Below are 25,707 nucleotides of genomic sequence, written 5' to 3' on the forward strand. Positions count from 1 at the left end.
TTCGCCGGCCGGATAAGGTCCGGACATTAGCCCAGAGGCGAGAGGTCTGTTTCATTCTCCAATAAGCACCGTCGGCAATTGCCTTCTCCATAATGTCCGGACATTATCCCATTCCGCGAAACCGGGACGGGAGATGTGGTCATGCGGCAGGTCGAGGTGGCGGTCATCGGTACCGGGTGGTGCGGGGGGATTCGGGCCGAGACGCTGTCCCGTTCGGCGCTGGTGGACAGGCTGCACATCTGCGAGATCCGGCCGGAGCGGCTGGAGGAAGTGCGGGCGCTGACCAACCCGGCGACAGCCACGCTCGACTACCAGGACATCGTCCACAACGACGCGATCCAGGTCGTCTACATCTCCACGACGCCGGAGAGCACCCACTTCCCGATCGCGCGGGATTGCCTGCGGGCCGGCAAGCATGTGCTGCTGGAGAAGCCGATCGCCATGGAGCTGTGGGAGGCGAACGAGCTGATCGAGCTGTCCCGGCGCAATGGCGTCAAATTCACCATCGGCTATTCCCAGCGCTTCAACCCCAAGATCGCCTATGCCAGGAAGAGCATCGCCGAGGGTACGCTCGGGCGGGTGGTCAATGTGATGGTCAGCCGTCATCTCTCGCGCAATCTCGGCAAGAAGATCGCCTCGCGCGTCAAGCTCTCGCCGGCGGCCATGGAATCCACCCACGATCTCGACTTCGTGTTCTGGCTGCTGGAGCCGGCCAAGCCGGTGCGGGTCTATTCGCAGGGCGCCTATGGCTACATGCAGGAGATCAACGGCTCCTATGACTGCATGTGGTCCACGGTCACGATGGACAACGGCGCGCTGGTCGTCGTCGGCGGCGGCTGGAACCTGCCGCCGGCCTATCCGAACTATTGCGGCACCTGGATCGAGATCACCGGCACCGAGGGCGCGCTGATCCTCGACGACACCCAGCGCGACAACTGGCTCAGCACGGTGAGCGAGGGCACGCGCTTTCCCATGTCGACCATGCCCGGCGAGCAGGTGGACCATGTGTTCGCCGGCCAGATGGGGCCGGAGACGATCCATTTCCTCGAATCCGTGCTGCGCGACCGCCCGGTGATGGTCGAGCCGGAGCATGCCCGTATGGTAATGCAGACCTATATGGCGGCGGATCTCTCGGCGGCGATCAACGAGCCGGTCGACCTGCCGCTGTCGAACCAGTCGATCGCCCGCATAGGCGATCTGAACGCCGCCGCCATCGCGGCGTCGTGACGGGAATGCGCGAGGCCGCAATGAGCGATGCCGATCCAGCCGTGCCGGAAAAGCCGGGACGTGCCGCCCGGTACAGCGAGATCGAGGCCGCCCTGCGCGCCGAGATCAATGCGGGCACCCATCCGGTCGGCGCTCACCTGCCGACGGAGCACGAGCTGTGCGCCCGCTTCGCGGCAAGCCGCTTCACCATTCGGCAGGCGCTCGCAGGGCTGCGGGAGGAAGGGCTGATCGATGCGCGCGCCGGCGTCGGCACCATCGTTCTCGCCAGCCGCCGGCGCGAGACCTTCGTGCACCGGCTGAGCTCGATCGAGGAGCTGCTGCAATATCCTTCGGAGACCCGCCGTCAGCACATAAGGACGGACGCCCTCGCCGCGTCGCCCGAACTGGCCATGCTGCTGAAATGCCGGGTCGGGCAGCCCTGGGTACGGCTGAAGGCCCTCCGCCTGACGCAGGCATCGCTCGCGCCCATCGCCTATTTCGACATCTATGTGCTGCCGGAACATGCGGGCGTGTTCGACCTTCCGAACCCGGAAGGGGTGTCGGTTCTGCGTCAGCTCGAGGAAATGCTGAACGTGCGTGCCGCACATGCCCAGGTCGAGATCTTCGTCGGGCATGTCACGGCGGAACTGGCCGAGCCGCTGATGGCGCGCCAGGACGACCCCGCCCTCGTCATCATCCGTCGCTACCGGGGGCAGGACGGCGCCGTCTTCCTCGTCACCTATTCGGTGCATCCCGAGAACCGCTTTACGCTGAACATCGAATTCGAGCGTCGCTGAGCCGCCGCGCCTTCGGGCTTGTGCGTCCTCTGCCATGCCCTGCCAGTATGTCCCAATGGCGAAAGAGTATTTGAAGACCCTCCCTGCGTATGGTCCGCTCGACCGCAAATAAAGAGCCGGCTCGCGGTGCGATGCACAAGGAAATCGCCCGTGCATTGTCTGGATTGTCGAGGGAGAGTTATCTGATGCCGCGAAAGTCGCCTAGGGGGATCGGGCTTGCCATCGTCGGCGCCGGCCGCGTCGGTCTGTTCCGCGGCGCGGTCGCCGCGCGGCATCCCGCCGTCGAATGGATCGGCCTCGCGGAGATCGATGCGGAGAAGGGCCGGCGCATCGGCGCCGAGATCGGCGCGGATTTCGTCACCACCAGCCATCGCGAATTGCTGAAGCGCCCGGAGGTGACGGCGGTCATCGTCGCCACCGACGAGCACCTGCATGTCGATCCGGTGATGGCCGCACTGGAGCGCGACCTGCCGATGCTGATCGAGAAGCCGCTGGCGACGCATCTCGACGATTCCGCGCGGGTGCTGCGCGAGATCGAGGCGTCCGGCGTCGACGCCGTGGTGGGCTATACCCAGCGCTTCCGCCGCCGCTGGCTCGCCGCCAAGGAGAAGGTGCGTACCGGCGCGCTGGGCGACGTGACCATGGTCACGTCCCGTGCTTTCATGAACCGGCTGGTCGCCATCGACAATTACCGCCGTTCGAACGCGCCCGAGACGATCTCGCCCATGGTGATCTCCGGCACCCACGCGCTCGACATCGTCATGTGGTACCTGGAAGCCAAGACGCCGGTGGAGGTCTATGCCCGCTCCGTCGACAAGGTGCTCGGCCCGGACTGGCGCGGCATCGACGGCACCGCGGGCATGATCATGATGAGCGACGGCTCGCTCTACCACCTCAACATCTCCTGGGCGCTGCCGGTGACCTGGCCGGGCGCGGTCTACAGCCTCGAGGTCGGGATCGTCGGCACGACCGGCGTGCTCACCATCGACGACACCCACCGCGACATCGTGCTGGCGGTCTCCGCGCCGCAGGAAGAAGGTTACCTGCCGGACAAGACCCGCCTCGTCGACTTCATGGGCAGCTACCCGCCCGGCGACATGGCGCTCGGCGAATTGCGCGGGCCGATGCGGACCGAGACGGAATCCTGGCTCAACCGCATCGCGCTCGACCTGCCGACGCAGCACGCCACCGCGGCGGAGGCGCACAACCGGCTGATGCTGACCAAGGCGCTCGACCTGTCCGCAAAGCTGAAGCGGCCGGTGAAGCTGCCGCTCGAAGTCGAAGGTGAACGCGAACTCATGCGCGAGGCCGCCATGGCCTGACGCATCGCTGCAAGCTGAAACGGCGCCAGCAAAACAAGGGCGGCGCCGCGATTCCTGGGAGGGAACGATGAATGCTGCCGTGACTTTCACCCGCCGTGCCGGTCTCGCGCTCCTGGCCGGAGCAACGCTCGCCGCTGCTGTGCCGGCGCATGCGCAATCGGACTATCCGAACCAGCCGATCACCGTCATCGTGCCCTTCGCGCCCGGCGGCGCCTCCGACTTCGCCGCCCGCCTGTTGCAGCCGAAGCTCTCGGAGATCCTCGGCCAGCAGATCGTGGTTGAGAACCGCGACGGCGCCGCAGGCAATGTCGGCATGGATCTCGCCGCCCGCGCCAAGCCGGACGGCTACACGCTGTTCCTCGGCAATGTCGGCACCGTGTCGATCAACCCCTACATCTTCTCCAGCCTGCGGGTGAAGCCGCTGCAGGACTTCGCGCCGATCTCCATCGTCGCCGACACCCCCGGCCTGATGATCGCGAACCCGAAGTTCCCGCCGAACAACGTCAAGGAACTGGTGGAATATGTGAAGGCGCGGCCGGGGCAGGTGAACTTCGCCTCGCCCGGCACCGGCTCTGTGAACCGGCTGGAGATGGAGGCGTTCCGCCGCGAGGCGGGGCTCGACATGATCCATGTGCCCTATAAGGGCGGTGCCGGTCCCGCCGCCGCCGACGTGATGGGCGGCCATGTCAGCCTGATGTTCGTGACCATTTCCTCCGGCATCAATCATGTGAAGGGCGGGCGGCTGAAGGCGCTCGGCGTCACCACCAAGGAGCGCGTCGCGCAGCTGCCGGACGTGCCGACCATGACCGAGCAGGGCTTCCCCAAGAGCGTCTCCTCCTCCTGGCAGGGGCTGCTCGCTCCCGCCGGCACGCCGCAGCCGATCATCGACAAGCTGCATGCGGCGGTGGTCGAGGCGATGAAGGACCCGACCATCCGGGCGCGCATGGCCGAATCCGGCGTCATCGCGGTGTCGAGCCCGAGCCCGGCGGAGTTCAAGGCCTATATCAAGGCGGACGCCGACAAATGGAGCGGCATCATCAAGGAGATCGGCGCCAAGGCCGATTGACGCCCGCCTGAACCGACCGCGAAGCCGGCGTCGTCGGGCGCCGGCTTCGACCGTCACCCGGTCACCAAGCCGCCGTCGTCCCGCTGCCCTGCGCAGCCGCGAGGGCGGAAACGGGGTTGTCCATGGATATCAGGATCTCTTCCGACTTCCTCACCGGGCTGCTGTTCTGCGGCCTCGGGGCCGTCGCCATCATCATCGGCTCCGACTACCCGATCGGCACCGCCGCCCGCATGGGCGCCGGCTATTTCCCGCTGCTGGTGAGCTCCGGTCTCATCCTGCTGGGCGGCGTGCTGATCATCCGCTCCTTCGTCACCGAGACCGAGGAAGTCGGCTCGATCGACATACGGCCGCTGGCGCTGCTGATCGGCAGCATCCTGCTGTTCGGCCTGCTCATCGAGGACTGGGGCTTCCCGGTGGCCGGTCTTGCCGTGGTCATCGGCGCGCGTATCGCCGGCCGGCAATACAAGCCGCTGGAGACGATACTGCTCGCAGTGGGGCTGGTCGGCTTCTGCCTGGTGCTGTTCTCCTACGGTCTCGGGCTGCATCTGCCCGCCACCCATCTGTGGTGAGGGCGGCGCGATGGAGCTCTTCAACGAATTGATGCTCGGCTTCTCGGTGGCGCTGACGCCGGCGAACCTGCTCTACGGCTTCCTCGGCGTGCTGCTAGGCACCGTCATCGGCGTGCTGCCGGGACTGGGTCCGGTGGCGACCATCTCCATCCTCCTGCCGGTGACCTTCGCGCTGCCGGCGCCAGCGGCGCTGATCATGCTCGCGGGCATCTATTACGGCGCGCAATATGGCGGCTCGACCACGGCGATCCTCGTCAACCTGCCGGGCGAGAGCTCATCGGTCGTCACCGCCATCGACGGCTACCAGATGGCGCGCAAGGGGCAGGCGGGCCTCGCGCTCGCCACCGCCGCGCTGTGCTCCTTCATTGCCGGCACGCTGGCGACCCTGGTCATCGCAGTGGCGGCGCCGGCGCTCGCCGAGGTGGCGCTCGACTTCGGCCCTGCGGACTATTTCTCGCTGATGCTGTTCGGCCTCGTCGCCGCGGTGATCCTCGCCCATGGCTCGATCGTGAAGGCCATCGGCATGATCCTGGTCGGCATCCTGCTCGGCACCATCGGCATCGACGCCAATACCAGCGTCGAGCGCTTCACCTTCGGGGTGCCGGCCTTTGGTGACGGCATCGACTTCGCCGTCATCGCCATGGGCATGTTCGGGATCGGCGAAACCATCTCCAATCTCGAGCACAAGGACAGCGGGCGCAGCTTTGTCAAGGAGGTGCGCGGGCTGTGGCCGGGCTGGGCGGATATCAAGCGCTTCATCGGACCGGCGCTGCGCGGCACGGCGCTGGGCGGCTGCCTCGGCCTGCTGCCGGGCGGCGGGCCGGTGCTCGCGTCCTTCTCCACCTACGCGCTGGAGAAGAAGCTCTCGAAGACGCCGGGCGAGTTCGGTCACGGCGCCATCCAGGGCGTCGCCGGGCCGGAGGCGGCCAACAATGCCGCGGCGCAGACCGCCTTCATCCCGATGCTGACGCTCGGCCTGCCGTCGAGCGCGGTGATGGCGCTGATGATCGGCGCACTGATGATGCAGGGCCTCTCGCCGGGGCCGCAGCTCATGAACCAGCGGCCGGACCTGTTCTGGGGGCTGATCGCCTCCATGTGGCTCGGCAATCTGATGCTGGTGGTGCTCAACCTGCCGCTGATCGGCATCTGGGTGAAGTTGCTCTCGGTGCCCTACCGCATGCTCTATCCGGCGATCATGCTGTTCTGCTGCATCGGCGTGTACAGCATCAACAACAACGCGCTCGACGTGGTGATGGCCGCGGTGTTCGGCGGCTTCGGCTACATGATGAGGCGCCTGCACTGCGAGCCGGCGCCGCTGCTGCTCGGCTTCATCCTCGGCCCGATGATCGAGGAGACGCTGCGCCGGGCGCTGCTGATCTCGCACGGCGACCCGATGGTGTTCATCGAGCGGCCGATCAGCCTGAGCTTCCTCGTCCTGACCTTCCTTCTGCTGATCGTGCTCGTCGCCCCGATGATCCGCGTGACGCGGCAGCGCGCCTTCGAGGAGAGCACGGACTGATCGGGTCGCCCCTCCTTCCGGGCAAACGGAAAACGGCCGGGCGGGAGCCCGGCCGTTTTGACATGGGGAGCGGGAAGGTCAGGCTGCGCCGGCCAGCCCGCGCTGCTGCGGCTGCGCCCAGTGCGAGGAGGTGTCCGGCAGGGCGCTGAACAGGCCGCGCTGGGCCAGCGAGTCGATCTCGGCACGCAGCAGGCCCATCACCGCATGGGCGGCGGCGCTGACCTTGTCGCCGACATGCGAGAGCATGATGGTGCGGCTGAGATTGACGCCGCCCACCGCGAGGCCGGTGAGCAGGCCATCGTCGATCTCCTTGCGGAAGGCGGAGATCGGCATGATCGAGGCGCCGCGGCCGCGCAGCAGCATGCGGCGGATCGCCTCGACGGCGTCGATCTCGCAATCGACCTCGATGCACACGCCGTGAGGGGCGAGCTGTTCGTCCACCATCGCGCGGATGCCGCGCGTCACCAGCATCGGCGTCGAGGCGAGCTCGTCCAGCGTCACCACCGGAGAGACGCCGCGCGAATGGCGGGGCATGACCACAACGATCGGCTCGGTGAGAACGGCGGTGAAGCGCAGCGCCCGGTTCGGCGGCGGGTTGGTGAGAAGCGCGAGGTCGACCTGGCCGTTGACGAGATCCGTCTGCAGGCGGCGGGTGAATTCCTCGACGATGGTGAGGTTGATCGCAGGATAGGTCGAGGCGCAGCGCTCGATGAGGCCGGGCGTCAGCAGCGAGGAGAGCGTCGGCGAGATGCCGACCACCACGCGGCCCGAGAGGCAGTCGCCGCCGATGTTCATCTCCTCGGCCGCGCGCGCGACCTCTTGCAGAATGCGCCGGCTGTGCTGGAGGAAGCGGCGGCCCGCCAAGGTGAGCTGCACCCCGCGTGGAAGGCGCACCAGTAATGGCGTGCCGATCTCGGTCTCGATGCGCTGTATGTGCCGGCTGAGGGCGGGCTGGACGATGCCGAGGTCGCGGGACGCCCGCGTGATGCTGCCGAGCTCGGCGACGCGCACGAAGGCTTCGATGCTGCGCAGTTCCATGGCGGTTCCTCCGAAGGCACCTGTTCTGTTGTGGTGTGCCCCTTGTTCTGAACGCTGATCCTCTCACGCGGGCGGCGGCACGCGAAACACGCGCAGGGCGATCGCGATCATGGAGTAGTAGCCGAGCAGGCCGGTCAGCTCGATCACCGTCCGGCGGCCGAAGCGCTCGACCGCGGCGGCGAAGAGTTCGTCCGGCACGTCCTTCTCGCGATAGACGGCGCCGGCGAAGTCGTGCACCAGCGCGGCATCGGGATCGGTGAAGTGGGGGCGCCGGCCGGCGGCGAGCGCCTCGATCTCGGCCTCCGGCACGCCGGCCTTGCGGGCCTCGCGGGCATGGACGCCGAACTCGTATTCGGCGCCCCAATGCGCCGCGGTGGTGAGGATGGCGAGTTCCGACAGGCGCGGTGGCAGGCCGGTGCGGTAGCGGCAGAAGGCGCCGAGCGCCTGCGCCGTCTCCGCGAGTTCCGGGCTCTCGACATAGATGTGGAACGGCGCCGGCACCGCCCCGGCGCGCGGGCGGCCGATCTCCTCGAAGATGCGGCGCTGCGCGGGGTCGAGGTGGGCGGGATCCAGCTCGCGATAGCGGGGGGCGGCGGTGAGGTCGTCCATCCCGGCTCCTCAGGCGCTGGCCGCGAGGGCGGGGCGGTCCGCCTCGACCTTCACCGGCGCGTTGGTGGCCACCGAGCGGCAGATCGCTTCCAGCACCGCGATGTTGCCGACCTTCTGCTCGTCCGTGAACACATAGGGCGTGCCGGATTCGATCGAACGTGCAAAGGCTTCGAGATTGGCGCGCACCGTGTCGGTCCATTCGTAGTCGCGCACCTCGCGCCGGCCGTCCTTGTGCTGGAGGGTCAGCGTCGTCGGGCCCGGCGTATCGGGATGCGTATGGTTGCGCGCCTCGACCCAGGCATCGGTGCCGAACACGGTGATGCCGATATAGAGCGGCGTCACCAGGATGGCGTTGAGATAGCCGGTGGCACCGGAGGCGAAGCGGGTATGCACGGACACGACGTCGCCGTTCGGCCGGTCGGTGGCGCGGGTGGCGGTGCTGGCATAGACCTCGTCAATGGGCCCGAACAGCTCGATGAAGCCGTCGGTCAGATGGATGCCCATGGCGGTCATGCCGGCGGCGGGCGCGTCGACCGTGGAGGCACGCCAGTCGGTCTTCGGCACGGCGGCGAGCTTGTCGTGGCTGAAATTCGCCTCGACATGCATGATCGTGCCGAGCGCGCCGGACTGCACCAGGCGCTTTATCTCCAGCATGGCCGGCTCGTAGCGGCGCTCATGGCCGATGCCGAGCTTCACCCCGGCGGCGCGGCAGGCGGCGACCGAGCGCTCGGCGTCCGCGCGGGTGAGCGCCAGCGGCTTCTCGCAGAAGACGTGCTTGCCGGCGCGGGCGGCCATCGCGACCTGGGCGGTGTGCAGCGAGTGCGGGGTGCAGAGGATGACCGCGTCGATCGAGGGATCGTTCAGCACGTCGTCCCAGTCGGTCGTCAGCGGAATGCCGTGCTCGGCGGCGAAGGCGCCTTGAGCGTCCGAGGTGTCGATGGCGGCGACGATGCGCAGCTCGTCGGAATCCGCCATGCGGCGGATCATGTGCTTGCCCCACCAGCCGAGGCCGGCGATCGCGGCGCGGATCATGTGTCCTCCCTTGCCGCCTTGGCCGGCGGCTCTTGGTCGTTGAACGTCATTCGGCGGCGGCGGAGCGGCGGCCGGCATTCACCGCCGGCATCACCTTTTCCGCCATGAGCTCCAGGGAACGTATGGCGAGGCCGCGATCTGCCCAGTCATGGCCGGCATAGAGCAGGGTGCCGAACTCGCCGATCTCGTCCTCGAAGGCGGCGAGCTCGTCGGCGACCTTGTCGGGCGTGCCCCAGATGACGAGGTCGGCCAGCACGCTCTCTACCGTCACCGAACTGTCCGGCGCGCTCTGGTCGCGCTTGAACAGGTTGGCGCGGCCATTGCCGACCAACTTGGTCGCCAGTGAGTTGTAATAGGCATAATAGGGGCTGCCGGGCTCGGTGGCGTAGCGGCGGGCGGTGGCGAGGTCGTCGGCGACGAAGATGCTCTTGGCGACGCGCCAATTGGCGGGATCGGCCGGGCGCCCGCCCTTCTCGCAGCCTTCGACATATTTCGGCCAGTGGGTCTTCACCCAGACCGGCAGCAGGAAGTTCGCCGAGATCGGATCCCAGCCGCGGATGGCCGCCTCGGTGACGCCCTTGGAGAAGGGGGCGACGGCGGTGACGACGATGGGCGGGTGCGGGCGCTGATACGGCTTGTGGATCGCACCCTGGCCGAGCGCGGGGATGTTCGTGCGCTCGGTGGTGATGGTCCAGTGCTTGCCGACCCGCTTGTAGGGCGGCTCCTCCGACCAGATGGCGAGGACGTGGTCGATCGCCTCGACGAACATCTCGGTGCGGTCCTTGTCGAGATTGCCGAACACCTCGGCATCCGAGAGCAGGCCGCCGGGGCTGATGCCCATCAGGTAGCGACCCTCCGCCATGTGGTCGAGCATCGCCACCTCGCCGGCGACGCGGGCGGGGTGCTGGTTTGGCAGGTTGATGGTGCCGGAGCCCAGCTTGATCGTGCTGGTCTCGTTGAGCAGCCAGGCGATGAAGATCAGCGAGGAGGTAATGGTCTCGGCGCCGTCGGTGATGTGCTCGCCGAAGAAGCCCTCGCAGAAGCCGAGCTTCTCCGCGATGAGGCAGAATTCCCGGTCCTCCTGCAGCGTCTCGGCCAGCGGGCGGTGCAGCGGGTGGATCGGCATGGTGAAGAAGCCGAGTTTCATGAGGCGCGCTCCCGGTTCGCGGAATGGTCGTTTATCGGCGGGTCCGACGGCAGCAGCGCGGGGCTGCACAGCGCGCCGGTGGCGAAGATCAGCGGCTCGCCGTCGCGATGGGTGGCCCGCAGCACCCGGCCGAGGAAGATCAGATGGTCGCCGGCCTCGATCACCTGCTCGGTGCGGCATTCGAAACGGGCGATGGCGTCCTCGATCAGCGGCGCGCCGTGGTCGCCGATGCGGTGCGGCACCACGTCGAACTTGTCGGCATGCGGGGTCGCGAAGTGCCGGCACAGATGCTTCTGGTGCGTGCCGAGCACGTTGACGGCGAAGTGCCCGGCGGCGGTGAAGCTCGACAGCGAGGGGGCCTGCCGCCGCAGGCTCCACAGCACCAGCGGCGGATCGAGCGAAACCGAGGAGAAGCTGTTGGCGGTCAGGCCTTCGAGCTTGCCGTCGGCCGTGCGCGTGGTGACCACGGTGACGCCGGTGGCGAAACGTCCGAGCGCCCGCCGGAAATGGCCGTGATCGTCGCTCGATCGGAAATCGATGACATGTTCGCTCATGGGAAAAGCTTAGGGCGCGACCCGTCGCTGCCGAAATGATATGATCTGCTCGTCTCCATCAGGAAACGTAATGGCGATGAGCACTACGCTGCGCGATGTCCGGCTGTTCGTGGCTGCCTATGAGGAGCGTTCCTTCACGGCGGCGGCGGAGCGGGAGAATGCGACGCAGTCCGGCGTCTCCCAGCACATCCGCAAGATCGAGGACCGTTTCGGGGTGAAGCTCTTTGCGCGCGGCGGCGGCTCCGTGCAGCCGACGCCGGCGGGGGAGAGCTATTATCGCCACTGCATCGAGCTGCTGCGGCTCAACGAGATGGCGAACCGCTCGGTGGGACGCTTCGGCGCCGGGCTCGACGGCGAGATGGTGGTGGGGCTGATGCCGACCATGACGCGCTCGGTGCTGGCGCCGGCGCTGGCACGCTTCGTGGCCCTGCACCCCAATGTCGGGGTGCGGATCTGGGAGGCCTATTCGGCCAACCTCACCCAGCAGGTGCGTGCGGGCGAGCTCGCCTTCGCCATCGTGCCGGCCTCGACCGGGACGGTGGGCGTGAAGACGACGCGCTTCGCCTATACGCCGGAGGTGCTGGTCTCCGGCGCCGCGGCAGGGCGGGAGCACATGAAGGCGCTGCGGCTCGTCGATCTCGGCCCGCTGAAGGTGGTGGTGCCGAGCGCGCAGAATGCCCGGCGCGCCAGTATCGAGACCTATCTCGCCTCCAATGGCGTGGCGGTGGAGCGGCGGCTCGAACTCGACGCGATGATGGGCACGCTCGACTTCGTCGCCTCCACCGACTGGGTAGCGATATTGCCGGGACTGATGATGGCGGAGGAGGCGGCGCGGCCGGTATCGCCGGGCACGCTGCGGCGCTTCACCGTCAACCCGATCGCCGATCCGCCGCTCGGCATGGACCTCGTGCGGATCGAGCCGGCCCGACGGCCGCTGAGCCCGGCCGCGGCCGCCTTCCTCGACGTGCTGGCCGACGAGACGGCGCGGGTCGGCGGCGTGTGGGGCGAACGGGCCGGGCTCTACGAGGAGGCCGGCGTGTCGTAGTGCCCGCCGCTCATCGTGCCGTCCGCGGCCTTGCCGGCGATGCCGTGCGTGGTGTCCTTCACCACGAAGAACACCACGTCCTCCTCGGGCAGAGCGATGGTGTAGTGGGTGACGTTCGGCGGGAAATAGATGAGCGTGCCGGGCCCGGCGATGCGCTCCGGCTCGCCCTCTATGTTCACCCGGAGCCGGCCCTGCACGACATAGTTCCACTGCTCGTTGGGGTGCGAATGCGGGCGGGCGCCGGTGCCGCGCGCCTTTCGCATCAGCCCGCACTGGGTGCGGATGCCCTCCACCACGCTGCCTATCGCGGTGGAGTAGCCGGGACCACCCTCGATGGCCGAGAGCGCGTCGAGCTGGAACAGATAGGCGCCGTCGCCGGCCTTGAAGGCGCCCTCGTTGATGGTCCCGCGTTCGGTGGCGGCGGGGGCGGACATGGCGTGTCTCCTGCGATTTCAGAGGCGGTCGTCGAGCGGCGGGATGGCGAGGGACGTGGCGAGCTCGTCGAGCTGGCGGCGTAGCGGCGGCGCGATCGGCACGCCGTCGCGGGCGCGCGTTTCCCTCAGGGCGGCACGGCGGTCGCCGGGGATGCGCACGCCCTCCGTGCCGGGCAGCGGCGCGTCGGCACGCAATCCGTTGAGCTGTTGCGCGAGCAGGGCGGCGAAGGCCTCCGGGCGCATGAAGCGGGCGACGTCCAGCGCCAGGAGGAAATGCCCGGTATTGGTCTCGGTCGAGGAATCGGCGTTGAAGTCGACCACCTCGCTGCCGAAGGCGGCGCCGTTCAGCGTGCCGGCAAGCAGGCCGAGCATGAGGGCGAGGCCGGAGCCCTTATGGCCACCTATGGGCAGCAGCAGGCCCTCGCCGCTGCGCTTCGGGTCGGTGATGGCGCTGCCATCCTGCTTGCTGACAAGCCAGCCCTCGGGGAGCGGGATGTCGTTCAGCACATGCTTCTTGACGGTGCCGTAGGAGACGACCGTGGTGGCGATGTCGAGCAGCACCGGCGGCGCGTCCTCGCCCGCCGGGATGGCGATGGCGAGCGGGTTGGTGCCGAGCAGCGAGGAGGTGCCGCCCCAGATCGCCATGTGGTTGGAGCTTGCCACCACCGAATAGATGCCGACCATGCCGCGCCGCGCCAGCATGTCGACATAGAGCGCGGCGGGACCGGCATGGTTGGAGCGGCGCACGCCGACCCAGGCGACGCCGATCTCGCGGGCGAGGGCGACGGCATGCTCCACCGCCACGCTCATCACCAGATGGCCCATGCCGTTGTCGCCGTCGACGAGGGCGACGCCGGGGGCGGCGCGCTCCACCTCGATCCGCGGGGTGGGGTTGACGCCGCCGCCCTTCAGCCGCCGCACATATTGCGGCAGGCGAAAGATGCCGTGGCCGTCGGCGCCGGTGAGATCGGCCTCGACCATGAGGCGCGCGACGCCCCTGGCATCCTCGGGCGGCAGGTCGCAGGCGCGCATCGCGTCGGCGATGAGGCCTTCGAGCGCGGCGGAGGGGAGAGAGGCGGCGGCGCCGGGCTCCGGCTTCACGGCGGCGTTCATCGGCCGTTCCCCGCATGCTCGGAAGCGATGGAACGGGTCTCGCCGGTCGCGGCCATGGTGCGGGTGGCGGCGACGTCGGCATAGGTCCAGAAGATGGCGAGCGGCGCGCTGTCCGAGGCGTTGCGGAAGCGGTGCGGCACGTCCGGCGGGATCCACGTGGTGTCGTGCGTCTTCAGCTCGTGGGTGACGCCGTCGATCTCGAACACCGCGTCGCCTTCGAGGATGATGACGCTCTCCTCGCAATTGTGGCTGTGCAGCGGGATGCTCGCGCCGGGGCCGAAGCGGGTGATGCCGTTGAGCAGCTTCTGCGAGCCGAGCTCGGCGGTGACGAGGCGCACGGTGCGTGCGCCGCCGCCGCGCTCGGTGACGGGCAGCTGGTCCGGGCGGAGGATGGCCGCGTTGCTCATGCGCGCACCGCCTTCCGCTCTGCCGCGGACAGGCCGAACCAGCCGGCCGCCGTGCCGCCGAGGATCGCCGCCTCCTCAGCCGGGGCGAGGCCGGCGGCGCGCACCTGACGGGCGCCCTCCAGCGTGCCCATGTCGAAGGGATAGTCGCTGCCGAGCAGCACATGGCCGGCGCCGAAGGTGTCGGTGAGATAGCGCAGCGCCGGTCCGAAATGGGTCAGCGTGTCGAAGTAGAGGCGGCGGATCGAAACCTCCGGGCTCTCCTTGATGAGGCGCCGGCATTCCGGCCGCTCCTTCCAGCCATGGATCATCCGGCCGGTCTGGAAGGGCAGGAAGCCGCCGCCATGCACGAGGCAGATCCTGAGATCGGGATAGCGCTCCAGCACGCCGCCGAAGACGAGCGAGGCCGCCGCGATGGTGGTCTCCAGCGGATTGCCGATGAGGTTCTTCAGATAGAACTCCTTCGTCCGCTCCCCCGCCGCCGTCTTCTGCGGGTGGATGAGGATGAAGGCGCCGAGCTCCTCGGCGGTGGCCCAGAGCGGCTCCAGCGCCGGATCGTCGAGGTTGCGGCCCTCGATATGCGAGCCGATCTGCGCGCCCTTGAGGCCGAGCCTGGTCACGGCGCGGCGCAGTTCGTTCGCCGCCCGCGCCGGGTCCTGCATGGGCAGCGTCGCGATGCCGAGGAAGCGCGAGGGATGGCGGCGCACAAGGTCGGCGATGGCCTCGTTCTGGATCTGGCACAGCGCGGCGGTGAGCGCAGCCTCGCGTTCATAGAGGAAGGTCTGCGGGCAGTTGGACAGCACCTGCAGGTCGAAGCCGGCATGGTCGAGGTCGGCGAAGCGCCTGTCGAGGTCCCAGCCGCCACGCGGGAAGGGCCGCTGCACGATGTCGCCGACCTTCAGCACGCCGCCCTCGGCGTCGACCTCGGACAAGGTCGGGCCGATCTCGGGCGCCTCGCGGCGCATGCGGGCCATCATCTCCTCGGTGAGGATATGGGCGTGGACGTCGATCACGGGAGCATTCATGCGCGTGTCCTAGTCGGATGAGTGGGACAGGGCCTCCTCCACGCCGGCGCGGCGGGCCGCGCGGCGGGCGAGGAGAAAATTGAACAATGGAAGGGCGAGCGAGACGAGCACCAGCAGCGCCAGCACGGCGGAGAGCGGACGCTCGACGAAGATCGCCGGGCTGCCTTCCGAGAGCATCAGGCTCTGGCGCAGCGAGCTTTCCATCAGCGGCGCCAGCACCACGGCGAGCACCAGCGGCGCGCGCGGAATGTCGGCGCGGATCATCAGGTAGCCGACCATGCCGAAGAACAGCGTCAGCCCGACATTGAACAGGCTGAGGCTGATGGCATAGGCGCCGACCAGCGACACGACGAGGATGCCCGGCGCGAGATAGGAGTAGGGGATGCGCAGCACGCTGGCGAAAAGCGGGGCGAGCGGCAGGTTCATCACCAGAAGGATCACATTGCCGACGAACATCGAGGCGATGAGGCCCCAGACGAGGTCGGCCTGCTCGGTGAGTAGCATCGGGCCGGGGCGGATGCCGAGCAGGACCAGCGCCGCCAGCAGAACCGCCGTCGAGGCGGAACCGGGAATGCCGAGCGCCAGCATCGGCACCATGGCGCCATGGGCGGCGGAGTTGTTGGCGGATTCCGCCGCCGCCACGCCGTCGAGCGCGCCATGGCCGAATTTCTCGGGGTGCGGGCTCACTTTCTTCTCGACGATGTAGGCGAGCAGCGCCGCCACCGTCGGCCCGGCGCCGGGCATCAGGCCGATGACGAACCCGACGAGGCCGCCGCGCAGCATCGCCATGCGGCACTCGGCCCAGTCCTTGCCGGTGAGCCACATGTCGCGAAGGCGGGTGCGCACCGCCCGGCTCGCCTGCGTCTGCTCCATCGAGACCAGGATCTCGGCGATGCCGAACACGCCGATGGCGACGGGCAAGAAGTCGATGCCCTCCAGCAGCTCCAGCGAGCCGAAGGTGAGGCGCGAGGTGCCCTGGATGGGATCGGTGCCGACGAGGGCGATCATCAGCCCGAGGGTGGCGCCGATCATCGCCTTGACCGCCGAGCCGGTGCCGAGGCTCGCCGTGGCGGTGATGCCGAGCAGAGCGAGCAGGAAATATTCCGGCGCCGAGAAGCCGAGCGCGAAGGCGCTGAGTATGGGGGTGAGGAAGGCGAGGGCGGTGACGGCGCCGATGCCGGCGAGGAAGGAGCCGATGGCGGCGGCGGCCAGCGCCTGTCCGGCGCGTCCCTGCCGGGCGAGCTGGTTACCGTCCACCGCGGTCATCACGCTCGCGGCTTCGCCGGGCACGTTCACCAGCACCGAGGTGAGGGTGCCGCCATACATGCCGCCATACATGATCCCCGAGAGCATCACCAAGGCAGTGACGGGCTCCAGCCCGAAGGTGACGGGCAGCAGCAGCGCCATGCCGGCCGAGGGGCCGATGCCGGGCAGGGCGCCGATGAGCTGGCCGAGGGTGACGCCGATGAGCACGAACAGGAGGTTCGTCGGTGTCATCGCGACGGAAAAGCCGTGGGCGAGGGAGGCGAGGGCGTCCATGGGAAAGCTCCCGCTTCAGATGCCGAAGGGACCGGCGGGCAGCGCGATGCCGAGCCACGCGATGAACACGCCATAGACCAGGGAGATCACCACCGCCGTGGCGAACAGGCTCGGGACGACGGGACGCCGCTCAATGCCGAGAAGCAGGAGGAGGCAGAGCAGGGCGCTGGCGGAGAGGAAGCCGATGAGCGGGATGAGTAGCACCATCAGCCACAGGCCAGCGACGAGGGCGGTGACGCGGGCGATCCCCCGCCGGTCGGGGAATTGGTGCGGCTCGCTGCCGTCCTCCGCCAGAGTGGCGACGAAAAGGGCGATGGCGAGGATGATGCCGATCGTTGCCACCCAGAAGGGTGCGAAGGCGGAGCCCGGCGCGAAATCGGCCCAGTAGGGCAGGTCCCAGGTGCCGAGCAGCACGCCGGCCGAGAGGGCGAACAGCGCCAGGGCTACGATGAAATTGGTGACACGCATGCCGATCTTCAGTCTTCCCAGACCTACGCGGGACGGGTGACGGAAGGAGGCGGACCGAAGGACGGCCCGCCTCCTGTAGGGATCACTGCACGGCGGGCTGCTTGGCGAGGCCGAGGTCACGCAGCAAGGCGAGATGCTCGTCATGCAGCTTCTGCATGTACGGCTTCACCTCGGCCGCGGGGATCAGCCGGCTGCGCAGGAAGTTCTCCTTCAGGCTCGCCTGCCATTCCGGATTGGCCACCAGCTTGGCGATGGCGTCGTCCCAGAACTTCACGGTGTCGGCGTCGAGGCCGGGCGGGCCGGCGATACCCCAGGCCTGACCCCAGACGATGTCGTAGCCCTGCTCCTTCGCCGTCGGGATGTCCTTCAGCTCGGGCGCGGTGCTGCGCTCGCTGGAGAGGATGGCGAGGATGCGCGCCTTGCCGCTCTTCACCAGCGGCAGCGCTTCGCTCGGCGTGAGCGTCATGAGCTCGACATTGCCGCCGAGGAAGGCCGCCTGCGCGGCGCCGCCGCCGTCGAACGGGACGTAGTTGAGCTTGACCTTGCCCGCCTTCTCCACGAGGCCGGCCACCATGTGGTCGGTGGAGCCCGACTGCGCGCCGGCGACCTTCACCGAGCGCTCGCGCTTTGCGGCCTGTTCGATAAGCTGCTTGAGGTCCTTCACCGGGGAGTCGGGCTGGACCACCAGCACGAGGTCGCCCTGGATGAACATGCTGATCGGGGTGAGCTTGTCATAGAGCGTCGGCAGGCCCTGGGTGATCGGTGTGGTCAGGATGGGCTGGGCGATGCACAGCACGACGTTTCGGTCGCCCTTCTTGCCCATCACGAAATTGGCCGCGACCATCCACGAGCCGCCGGTGCGGTTCTGCACCACCAGCGGGTTGGTGACGATCTTCTGCTCGTTGAGGATCTTGGCGGCCCGGCGCATCAGCACGTCCGGCGTGCCGCCGGGGCTGGTGCCGGTGGTGATCTCGATCGGGCCGGTGGGAGCGGTTTGCGCATGGAGCGCGGCCGGCGCGGCGGCGAGCGCGATACCGAGCGCCGCGGCAAGCACGGAATGTTTCAGCTGCAGATGAAAAGGCCGAGCGGCGCAAGGCTGGATCATGTGGCGTTCCTTCCCAGGCATGGCGTTGGCACAGCGTCTTGTTGACGTCTTGTGGCGCTGAGAAAAGAGCGGCCACATGAGGATGTCAAGTTAAATGAAAGGAATTATTGAGACTTATATATATCGAAACGGCATACCTATAATACATATCGGCATGGATAAGGTATTCGTGTCTCTTTACACCGAGAAATATGCCGCGAGGGGTGCGCCGGCGCGGCACGTGTCGCACTGGGAGGTGCATGTTATCGGCGTGTATGTACTCAAATGAGTTGGTCTATACGCTATATGATTATCAATGTTTGCAGAGCTTAGTCGATAAAAATGTCTGAAGCGGTTTCCATATGAGAGATTTGTGTTACCGTACAAGAAAATAATACGGTATTCCGGGAGGAATAATGTCGTATATACTGACTTATATCCGCAGATATATCCGTATTTGCTTTACGCAGTCGGGATATGTGTACTGTATACATAATCCCGACAATCTCGATCAAATGCGCGGAGACGAGCGCTAGCCAGCCGCTTCAGGCCGCGCTGCGCGACGCGAGAACTTCAAGACTGTTGCGTAAGGCCTCCGGAGCGATGTCGCGGGTGATGAAGACGATGCGCGTGGTGTGGTCGTCGCTCGGCCATGCCGCGAGCTGGACCGGCGGATAGAGCGCGTTCTGCACCGCATGAACGACGATGGGCGCGGCCTCGCCCTTCAGCGCCACGATGCCCTTCATCCGCAGCAGGTCGGCGCCGCGCAGGGACAGGATCGACCGCAGCCAGCTGCGCAGCGCCTCGCGTGTCACCGGCCGGTCCAGCGTGACGGCGAAGGGCTTTATGCTGCTGTCGTGATGGGAATGTGCGTGACCGTCGGTCTCCTCGAACGCTTCGCTGTTGAGCCAGGCCAGCACCTCGTCGTCCGCACGCGAGGGATGCGCGGGCACCAGGGCGAAAAGCGTGTCCGGGGCAATGGCGCCATGAACCACCGGCACGATGGCGGCTGAAGGATTCGCCTCTTTGAGCCGCGCCGTGAGAGAGGCGACGGCCTCGGGCGAGGCGAGGTCGGACTTGGTCAACACGATGACGTCGGCGAGGGCGGCCTGATGGCGGGCTTCCTCGAATTCGTCGAGCTGCACGGCGCCGTTCACCGCGTCGACCGTGGTCACTACCGCGCGCAGCGTGAAGCGATCGGCCAGCAGGCGCTCGGTCAGGAAGGTACGCACCAGCGAGGCGGGATCCGCAAGGCCGGTGGTCTCGATGGCGATGCGCGAGAAGGGCGGCAGTTCACCGCGCGCGACCTTGGCGCAGAGATCGTCGAGCGTGTCGACGAGATCGCCGCGCACGGTGCAGCAGATGCAGCCGCTCTGCAGCACCACGGCGTTCTCAATGGCGCTCTCGACCAGCAGATGGTCGATGGCGACATCGCCGAACTCGTTGATGATGACCGCGGTGTCGCCCATCTCCGGGTCCCACAGCAGATGGTTCAGCAGCGTGGTCTTGCCGCTGCCGAGGAAGCCGGTGATCAGTACGACGGGGATGGCCATGCGCGGATGCTCCCGCTGGGCTCAGATGTCGAGCTCCAATATGTAGAGCCCGCCGGCGTGGCGGTCGGCGCAATAGACGATGCCGTTCTCGTCGACGTAGACCTCGTTGATCTGGATCGCCGGCACACGGGCGCCGGGCGGCGCCGAAGGCACGAAGGCGGCGACCTCGCGGGGCGCCAGCGGGTCGCTGATGTCGTGCACGCGCAGCCCGCCATTGAACAGCGTCGAGAAGATCAGCGCCTCGGATTGCAGCGCGGTGTCGCGCGGCGGGTTCTCATGCACGTTGTGGCAGCCGAAGCGCCCGCCCTTGCGGCTATATTCCTCAAAGGAGGGCATGGGCAGGGTCGAGAGCGGCACCGGATTGTCCTCGCGGCGTATGTCGAGGAGCCAGGTGAGCTTCGGCCAATCGAAGCCGTCGTCATGGATGCATTCATGCGTCGCCACCGCGAGGTCGCGGCCGAACAGCGGCAGCAGCGTGTGGGCGAAGCCGGGGAAGGGCGGGTTCGGATTGAAGCGCGAGATCACCGTCGGCCGCGACTTGTCGGAGATGTCCATCACGTAGAAGCCGCCGTCGATGTAGCCGACATAGGCGCGGTCGGGGCGGGCGGGATAGACATTGGTGTTGTGGCAGCGGAAGCCGCTGTCGATCTTCAGCCGCTCCGGCGGGGGTGCGTCGTCGCCCTCGGCGGTGCCGGGCATCCACCAGCGCCCGGCCTCGACCGGCTTCGAGGGATTGCGCACGTCGACGATGCGATAGGCCTGGTCGTCCAGCGGGTTGCGCGGGGTGAAGTCGGCGGCGCCGGCGGCGCAATGGATGAACTCGCCGTCGACGAACCACACCTGGTGGACGCCGCGCGAATGCGGGCCGGAACAGTCGAAGAAGCTGATGGAGCGCGGATTCTCCGGCACCGAGATGTCGAACAATTCGATGCCGGCTGGCTGGAGGCCGGGCTGGTAGGTCTGGTAGGCCACCGCCATCACGTCGCCGGTGGTCTCCAGCGAGTTGGAGCGCACCTTGTTGTGCGGCAGATCGGTCTGCACGATCACCTTCGGCCGGCTCGGATCGGTGACGTCGACGCCGGTGAAGTTCTTCGGCGGGCCCTCATGGGCGAGCCACAGGATGCGGCGCCCGTCCGGCGCCTTCTGCAGCGACATGCCCTCTCCCACGCCTCCGAAGCCGGCCAGCGGATCATGGGCGATCAGCTTCATGCCGGAGATCAGGTCGATCTTCACATCGGCGGCTTTGGTGTGATCGAGCATGCGTCGTCCTCCCGATGGATCCTCGCGAGCGCAGGCCCGTCGGGAGATCCTTGATTGTTAATCGAAAGGATGTTCGAACATCATGCGCATGTCAATAAAGCGAGGCGAATGAACGCTCATCGATTTGGCATGCAGGCAGGCTAGCGGCCGTCGTCCCCATTGCCGGCGGACAGGCTGCGGGAGACCTCCTCGTAATTGCGGATCACCACCTCGACGCTGCCGCGGAAATGCTCGGCGAGGACGGTGGTGGCGCGCTCGGCGTCGCGGGCGATGGCGGCCTCGGCGACGGTGCGGTGCTGCTCGCGCACCCGCTTCAGCAAAGCTTCCGAGGAAGAGGTGACGACGATCACCGCCCGACGGTAGCGCTGGAAATGATCGGACAGCGCGCCGCAGAAATGCAGCAGCCATGGCGAACCGCAGGCGGCGATCAGGCTGTAGTGGAACCGATCATGGCGCTGCTCCCATTCGTCGACCGTCTTGCGGTCCTCGACCGAATGGGGAAGCGGCGCGCGTTCGAGCCGGTGCAGGGCGGCGAGAATCTCGGCCTCCCAGTCCTCGTCGCCCTGCGCGATGGAACGGCGCAGAGCGTTGCAGCTGAGCTCCGTGCGCAGCGCGCAGAGGTCGTTCAGATCGGAGAGGGAGAGCGGCGCCACCGTATAGCCGCGATGGCCTTCGAAGCGCACCAGCTGGTCGGAGACCAGCCGGGAGAGGGCCTCGCGCAGCGGCGCGATGCCGACGCTGTAGGCGGCACTGAGCTGGCGGAAGCGCAGGCGCTCGCCCGGCTTGTGATGGCCGGCAATGAGATCGCGGCGAAGACGGGCATAGATTTCGATGCCGAGCGTGGTGGCATCGTCGTCGTTGGTCACGACAGGCTGAAGGGACACGTCTTGCGCGCTCCGTGCGGAAAGAAAACCTGCCGGATCATAGGCCGGAGCGACTTTCGATCAAAGCGGAGATGTTCGAGCGCTTGTCGTCAGATGGTCTTAAGCGGGATCGCTTTCGCGCTCGGCGAGCCGTTTCATCACCGAGCCGACGCCGGCGAGGAACGTATCGACCGCGTTGCGGATCATGGTCGCGCGGTCCACCGTCCGGGGGAAGCGGTACACGATCTCGCGCACGCCATAGTAGAAGATGCCGCCCTGCAGGGTCCAGGACAGCTCGACCTCCTCGGGCGTCGGAGGGTCGTCGTCGCCCAGACCGAAGCTCTTGCGGGTCGCGACGGTGATCGGACGCAGGATCTCGGCCTCGACGGTGGCGGCATAGCGCCGATTGATGTCGACGCCGCGCAGGCCCGCGAAGAGATAGATGCGCAGCCATTCCGGCGTGAAGATCGTCTCGGTGTAGTCCTCATAGAAGGCGATGAGCCGGTCCCGGATCGGGCGGCTCTCGTCGATCAGGCCCTCGCGCCATTCCGGCTTCCAGCGATTGACGTAGATCTCCTGGTAGACGGCGGCGATCAGGTCGTCCTTGCTCGGGAAATAGCGGTAGAGCAGCGGCTGGGTGACGCCGAGCCGCTGGGCGAGTTCGCGCGTGCCCGCTTCGAAGCCGACCTCGGCGAACAGCTCGACGGCCTTGCGGACGAACTCCCTGTGCCGTTCCTCCGGCTTGTTGCGCGTGCGCCGCGGCGCGGGGGGCTTGGCGCCCGCCGCGAGCGATGTGGATGAACGTCCGGCCATCTGCTGTCGTCGTGTTCCCTTTGTCCGGCGTCCGTCACACCACGGGATTGTCCACCTCCAGCCCGAGCGCCAGGCGGCCGAAGGCGGCGTTGGCGACATCGGTGCTGAAGGCGATATGCGCGCTTATAGCATGCGCATCGCGAAAGCGTCGCTGCTGGCTGCCGCTGAGGTAGAGCGCTTGCGCACCGCTGCCGGCATTAATCTCGTCGACCGCCTTCGTCGTGAGTTTCGTCGCATAGGCGAGGTCGCGCCGATAGGCGAACTTCGTCACCATGTCCGGGACGTGGCCGCGCTCGGCGTCGCGCATCGCCTCCTCGCAGATGGCGAGCATTACGCGCCGCGCATGGGCGAGCCGGGTGGCGGCATTGCCGATATGGATCTGGATGCTCTGCAGCTCGGCCAGCCGCGCGCCGGTGTAATTGGCCGAGCGCTTGCGGGTGGCGGCCACATAGGCGGTGAGCGCGCCCTCGCCATTGCCGAGGCCGACTCCGGAGAGGATCGCCGGGAACAGCGCGAACACCGGTAGCCGGTAGAGCGGGGCGGGATGGCGCTCGCTGCCGGGCGTGAGGCCGCCCTTCAGATGTTCGACCGAGACGCTCATCTCTTCCGGCACGAACACCTCTTCGCACTGGACGTCGTTGGAGCCCGTGCCCTTCAGCCCGGTGACGTGCCAGGTGTCGAGGATGCGGTAGTCCGAGCGCGGGACGAGGAAAACGCGGTGGTCCGGCGCCTCTCCCTCCGCGCGGACGATGCCGGCCAGCATGTTCCAGGAGCAGACGTCGACGCCGGAAGAGAACGGCCAGCGGCCGGAGAGGACGTAGCCGCCGGGTGCCTTCGTCACCTTCGCCGCCGGGAAGACGAAGGAGGAGGCGATCAGCGCGTCGGGATCCTCCCGCCAGATGCGGTCCTGTGCGGCCGGCGCGAACATGGCCAGCATCCAGTGGTGGCTGGCGAGGTTGGTGAGGTTCCAAGCCGTGGAGGCACAGCCGGCGGCGAGCGCCGCGCCGATGGTGATCAGGCTTTCGTAGCCGACTTCGGAACCGCCGACCGCCTCGGGCTGGAGCATGCGGTAGAGGCCGCTCTCATGCAGGTCGCGCTCGTTCTCCGGCGGCAGGCGGCTCAGTTCCTCGGCACGGGGCGCGCGCTCGGCGAAGGCCGTGGCGAGGTCGGTGGCGCGCTGGAGCAATTCGTCGTGGCGTTGCTCGGCAGCCGAGCGGATCGTGCGCGGGGCGGCGAGGGGGATGGTGTGGGACATGACTCGCCTCCTTCACGCGCGCCGGCGGCGGTCGAGGAACAGCGTCGCCTCGAGGTTCTCTCCGACCTGCTCGAAGCGATCGGCGAGGCGCTTCAGCTCGGGAATGCGGCCGGTGTCGAGGCTGGAGACGTCCGGCCAGTCGACCTCGACGAGGTTGCCGCCGGGATCGCGCAGATAGAGCTGCACGGTGCCGTCCGGCATCTCGTTGACGCCGTTGCCGAAGGTCGCGTGATCGATGAGGCCGGCGTCGCGGGCGCGCTCATACACGCCCATGAAGTCGTCGACGTTGATCGCGAAGTGCTGGTAGTGCGGCGTGGCGTCGGGCAGGCCGAAGATGTGCAACTGCTGGTCGCCGCAGCGCAGATACTGGGTGCGGAAGCCGAAATTATAGGTCGGGATGACCTCCATGCCGAACATCTCGACATAGAAGCGCACGGACGCATCGACGTCCTTCGCGCCGATGGAGAGGTGGTTCAGGCCGGTGGCTCGCATGGCGTTCCTCCTTTAATTATCGTTCGATAAATAATACGGAGGAGCGGGATGGGCAAGCCGGCTTGACACTCCCGCGCGATTTAGTTTTCACTCGATAAATAACAGCCGATCCCGATCGCGCGCAAGAGAGCATAAGGTTGGCGCCGCAGCCGGCGCCGGGAGGAAACAATGGCCCGTCATCTCAAGACCGCGCGCTCCGTCGAGGAGCGCGCCGATGCCGATGCGCAGGTGCGCGCGACCGTCGAGACCATCCTTGCGGAGATCGAGGCCGGCGGCGACGCGGCCGTCCGCGCCTATTCCGAACGCTTCGACACATGGTCGCCGGCGAGCTTCCGTCTTTCCGAACGGGAGATCGAGAAGGCCCTGTCGCAGGTCTCGAAATCCGATCTCGACGACATCCGCTTCGCGCAGGCGCAGGTGCGCAACTTCGCGGAGAAGCAGCGCGCCTGCCTCACCGATCTCGAGGTGGAGACGCTGCCCGGCGTCATCCTCGGCCACAAGAACGTGCCGGTTGAGCGGGTCGGCTGCTACGTGCCGGGCGGCAAGTATCCCATGGTCGCGTCCGCGCATATGAGCGTGGTCACGGCCAAGGTCGCCGGCGTGAAGAGCGTGGTGGCGGCGGCGCCGCCCTTCCGGAACGGGCCGCACCCGGCCATCGTCGCCGCGATGCATTTTGCCGGCGCCGACGAGATATTGGTGCTCGGCGGCGTGCAGGCGGTGGCGGCGATGGCGCTCGGCACCGAGACCATCGCGCCGGTCGACATGCTGGTGGGGCCGGGCAACGCCTATGTCGCCGAGGCGAAGCGCCAGCTCTATGGCCGCGTCGGCATCGACCTGTTCGCCGGGCCGACCGAGACGCTGGTGATCGCCGACGAGACGGTGGACGCGGAAATCTGCGCCACCGACCTTCTCGGGCAGGCTGAGCACGGGCCGACCTCGCCGGCCATCCTGCTCACCAATTCCGAGAAGCTCGCGCGCGAGACCATGGCCGAGGTCGAGCGGTTGCTCGCCATACTGCCGACCGGCGAGATCGCTTCGGTCGCCTGGCGGGATTTCGGCGAGGTGATCGTCTGCGACGACGTCGAGGAGATGGTGCGCGAGGCCGACCGCATCGCCTCCGAGCATGTGCAGGTGATGACCGCTGACCCCGACTATTTCCTCGCCAATATGCGCAATTACGGCGCGCTGTTCCTCGGGCCGCGCACCAATGTCGCCTATGGCGACAAGGTGATCGGCACCAACCACACGCTGCCGACGCGGCGCGCGGCGCGTTACACCGGCGGGCTGTGGGTCGGCAAGTTCCTCAAGACCTGCACCTACCAGAAGGTAACGAGCGACGCGGCGAGCGCCGAGGTCGGCGAATATTGCTCGCGGCTCTGCGTGCTCGAAGGATTCCTCGGCCATGCCGAGCAGGCGAATGTGCGCGTGCGCCGCTATGGCGGCGGCAATGTCGACTATGCGACCGCCGCGCGCCGGGCGGGGTAACACCCCGACAGACTT

Annotated in this window: 26 protein-coding genes; 8 read left to right on the top strand and 18 right to left on the bottom strand. The window is 67.6% G+C overall.

The genetic code is table 11. The features are described from left to right. Positions 1-141 precede the first annotated feature (141 nt). The 6 genes from SNOV_RS00940 to SNOV_RS00965 all read left to right on the top strand — a co-directional run bounded on the left by SNOV_RS00940 (position 142) and on the right by SNOV_RS00965 (position 6,479). Positions 142-1,227, top strand: coding sequence for a Gfo/Idh/MocA family protein (locus SNOV_RS00940; RefSeq protein WP_013165026.1), 1,086 nt, complete (start codon positions 142-144; stop codon positions 1,225-1,227). A gap of 20 nt (positions 1,228-1,247) precedes the next feature. After that, positions 1,248-2,003, top strand: coding sequence for a GntR family transcriptional regulator (locus SNOV_RS00945; protein ID WP_013165027.1), 756 nt, complete (start codon positions 1,248-1,250; stop codon positions 2,001-2,003). Positions 2,004-2,188: 185 nt separating this feature from the next. Beyond that, complete coding sequence (locus SNOV_RS00950) at positions 2,189-3,325, top strand: Gfo/Idh/MocA family protein (protein WP_013165028.1); 1,137 nt, start codon at positions 2,189-2,191, stop codon at positions 3,323-3,325. A 67-nt stretch (positions 3,326-3,392) separates the two neighbouring features. Next, positions 3,393-4,391, top strand: a complete 999-nt coding sequence (locus SNOV_RS00955) for a Bug family tripartite tricarboxylate transporter substrate binding protein (RefSeq protein ID WP_013165029.1) — start codon at positions 3,393-3,395, stop codon at positions 4,389-4,391. A 122-nt stretch (positions 4,392-4,513) separates the two neighbouring features. Next, positions 4,514-4,960, top strand: coding sequence for a tripartite tricarboxylate transporter TctB family protein (locus tag SNOV_RS00960; RefSeq protein ID WP_013165030.1), 447 nt, complete (start codon positions 4,514-4,516; stop codon positions 4,958-4,960). A 10-nt stretch (positions 4,961-4,970) separates the two neighbouring features. After that, positions 4,971-6,479 (top strand): tripartite tricarboxylate transporter permease, encoded by a 1,509-nt coding sequence (locus SNOV_RS00965; RefSeq protein ID WP_013165031.1) that lies wholly within the window; start codon positions 4,971-4,973, stop codon positions 6,477-6,479. A 78-nt stretch (positions 6,480-6,557) separates the two neighbouring features. Here the strand turns inward: SNOV_RS00965 and SNOV_RS00970 are convergent, their stop codons facing one another. From SNOV_RS00970 to SNOV_RS00990, 5 genes are all read right to left on the bottom strand, one after another. After that, positions 6,558-7,517, bottom strand: coding sequence for a LysR family transcriptional regulator (locus SNOV_RS00970; RefSeq protein ID WP_013165032.1), 960 nt, complete (start codon positions 7,515-7,517; stop codon positions 6,558-6,560). Positions 7,518-7,580: 63 nt separating this feature from the next. Continuing rightward, entirely contained in the window at positions 7,581-8,126 is a 546-nt protein-coding gene (locus SNOV_RS00975) for a carboxymuconolactone decarboxylase family protein (protein WP_013165033.1), read from the bottom strand. A gap of 9 nt (positions 8,127-8,135) precedes the next feature. After that, positions 8,136-9,158 (bottom strand): Gfo/Idh/MocA family protein, encoded by a 1,023-nt coding sequence (locus SNOV_RS00980; protein WP_013165034.1) that lies wholly within the window; start codon positions 9,156-9,158, stop codon positions 8,136-8,138. Positions 9,159-9,204: 46 nt separating this feature from the next. Continuing rightward, positions 9,205-10,305, bottom strand: a complete 1,101-nt coding sequence (locus tag SNOV_RS00985) for an LLM class flavin-dependent oxidoreductase (RefSeq protein ID WP_013165035.1) — start codon at positions 10,303-10,305, stop codon at positions 9,205-9,207. Beyond that, positions 10,302-10,859 (bottom strand): flavin reductase family protein, encoded by a 558-nt coding sequence (locus tag SNOV_RS00990; RefSeq protein ID WP_013165036.1) that lies wholly within the window; start codon positions 10,857-10,859, stop codon positions 10,302-10,304. Before SNOV_RS00990 ends, SNOV_RS00985 begins: the two co-directional genes overlap by 4 nt. Before the next feature lie 70 nt (positions 10,860-10,929). Here SNOV_RS00990 and SNOV_RS00995 point away from each other — a divergent pair, with 70 nt between their 5' ends. Next, positions 10,930-11,904, top strand: coding sequence for a LysR family transcriptional regulator (locus SNOV_RS00995; RefSeq protein ID WP_013165037.1), 975 nt, complete (start codon positions 10,930-10,932; stop codon positions 11,902-11,904). On the opposite strand, the gene SNOV_RS01000 is transcribed toward SNOV_RS00995, so the two are convergent. The 13 genes from SNOV_RS01000 to SNOV_RS01060 form a co-directional block, all read right to left on the bottom strand. Beyond that, entirely contained in the window at positions 11,880-12,338 is a 459-nt protein-coding gene (locus tag SNOV_RS01000; protein ID WP_013165038.1) for a cupin domain-containing protein, read from the bottom strand. The genes SNOV_RS00995 and SNOV_RS01000 overlap by 25 nt on opposite strands. Positions 12,339-12,356: 18 nt before the next feature. After that, positions 12,357-13,451 carry an Ldh family oxidoreductase gene (locus SNOV_RS01005; RefSeq protein ID WP_013165039.1) on the bottom strand — a complete coding sequence of 365 codons (1,095 nt, stop codon included), beginning with the start codon at positions 13,449-13,451 and terminating at the stop codon, positions 12,357-12,359. Next, a complete protein-coding gene (locus SNOV_RS01010) occupies positions 13,448-13,858 on the bottom strand; it encodes a cupin domain-containing protein (protein WP_013165040.1) in 411 nt (136 codons plus the stop codon). Before SNOV_RS01010 ends, SNOV_RS01005 begins: the two co-directional genes overlap by 4 nt. Continuing rightward, a complete protein-coding gene (locus SNOV_RS01015) occupies positions 13,855-14,880 on the bottom strand; it encodes an amidohydrolase family protein (protein WP_013165041.1) in 1,026 nt (341 codons plus the stop codon). The genes SNOV_RS01010 and SNOV_RS01015 overlap by 4 nt, the downstream gene beginning before the upstream one ends. A 9-nt stretch (positions 14,881-14,889) precedes the next feature. Next, positions 14,890-16,419: a tripartite tricarboxylate transporter permease gene (locus SNOV_RS01020; RefSeq protein WP_013165042.1), complete on the bottom strand. Its 1,530-nt coding sequence runs from the start codon at positions 16,417-16,419 to the stop codon at positions 14,890-14,892. 15 nt (positions 16,420-16,434) lie between these two features. After that, positions 16,435-16,887 carry a tripartite tricarboxylate transporter TctB family protein gene (locus tag SNOV_RS01025; protein ID WP_013165043.1) on the bottom strand — a complete coding sequence of 151 codons (453 nt, stop codon included), beginning with the start codon at positions 16,885-16,887 and terminating at the stop codon, positions 16,435-16,437. A gap of 82 nt (positions 16,888-16,969) precedes the next feature. After that, entirely contained in the window at positions 16,970-17,941 is a 972-nt protein-coding gene (locus tag SNOV_RS01030; protein ID WP_187291088.1) for a Bug family tripartite tricarboxylate transporter substrate binding protein, read from the bottom strand. A gap of 575 nt (positions 17,942-18,516) precedes the next feature. Continuing rightward, positions 18,517-19,524 (bottom strand): CobW family GTP-binding protein, encoded by a 1,008-nt coding sequence (locus tag SNOV_RS01035; protein ID WP_013165047.1) that lies wholly within the window; start codon positions 19,522-19,524, stop codon positions 18,517-18,519. 21 nt (positions 19,525-19,545) lie between these two features. Next, positions 19,546-20,784: an LVIVD repeat-containing protein gene (locus SNOV_RS01040; RefSeq protein ID WP_013165048.1), complete on the bottom strand. Its 1,239-nt coding sequence runs from the start codon at positions 20,782-20,784 to the stop codon at positions 19,546-19,548. Positions 20,785-20,924: 140 nt separating this feature from the next. Further along, on the bottom strand, positions 20,925-21,668 hold the full coding sequence (locus SNOV_RS01045; RefSeq protein ID WP_013165049.1) for an FCD domain-containing protein: 744 nt from the start codon (positions 21,666-21,668) through the stop codon (positions 20,925-20,927). Positions 21,669-21,767: 99 nt separating this feature from the next. Beyond that, entirely contained in the window at positions 21,768-22,460 is a 693-nt protein-coding gene (locus SNOV_RS01050) for a TetR/AcrR family transcriptional regulator (RefSeq protein ID WP_013165050.1), read from the bottom strand. A gap of 34 nt (positions 22,461-22,494) precedes the next feature. Next, positions 22,495-23,715, bottom strand: a complete 1,221-nt coding sequence (locus SNOV_RS01055) for an acyl-CoA dehydrogenase family protein (RefSeq protein ID WP_013165051.1) — start codon at positions 23,713-23,715, stop codon at positions 22,495-22,497. A gap of 12 nt (positions 23,716-23,727) precedes the next feature. Then, positions 23,728-24,207 (bottom strand): VOC family protein, encoded by a 480-nt coding sequence (locus tag SNOV_RS01060; protein ID WP_013165052.1) that lies wholly within the window; start codon positions 24,205-24,207, stop codon positions 23,728-23,730. A 168-nt stretch (positions 24,208-24,375) separates the two neighbouring features. Between SNOV_RS01060 and hisD the strand changes: the two genes are divergently transcribed. Further along, a complete protein-coding gene (hisD, locus tag SNOV_RS01065; RefSeq protein ID WP_013165053.1) occupies positions 24,376-25,692 on the top strand; it encodes a histidinol dehydrogenase in 1,317 nt (438 codons plus the stop codon). The last annotated feature ends 15 nt before the right edge of the window (positions 25,693-25,707 follow it).

This window comes from Ancylobacter novellus DSM 506 (assembly GCF_000092925.1).
GTDB classification, from domain to species: Bacteria; Pseudomonadota; Alphaproteobacteria; order Rhizobiales; family Xanthobacteraceae; genus Ancylobacter; species Ancylobacter novellus.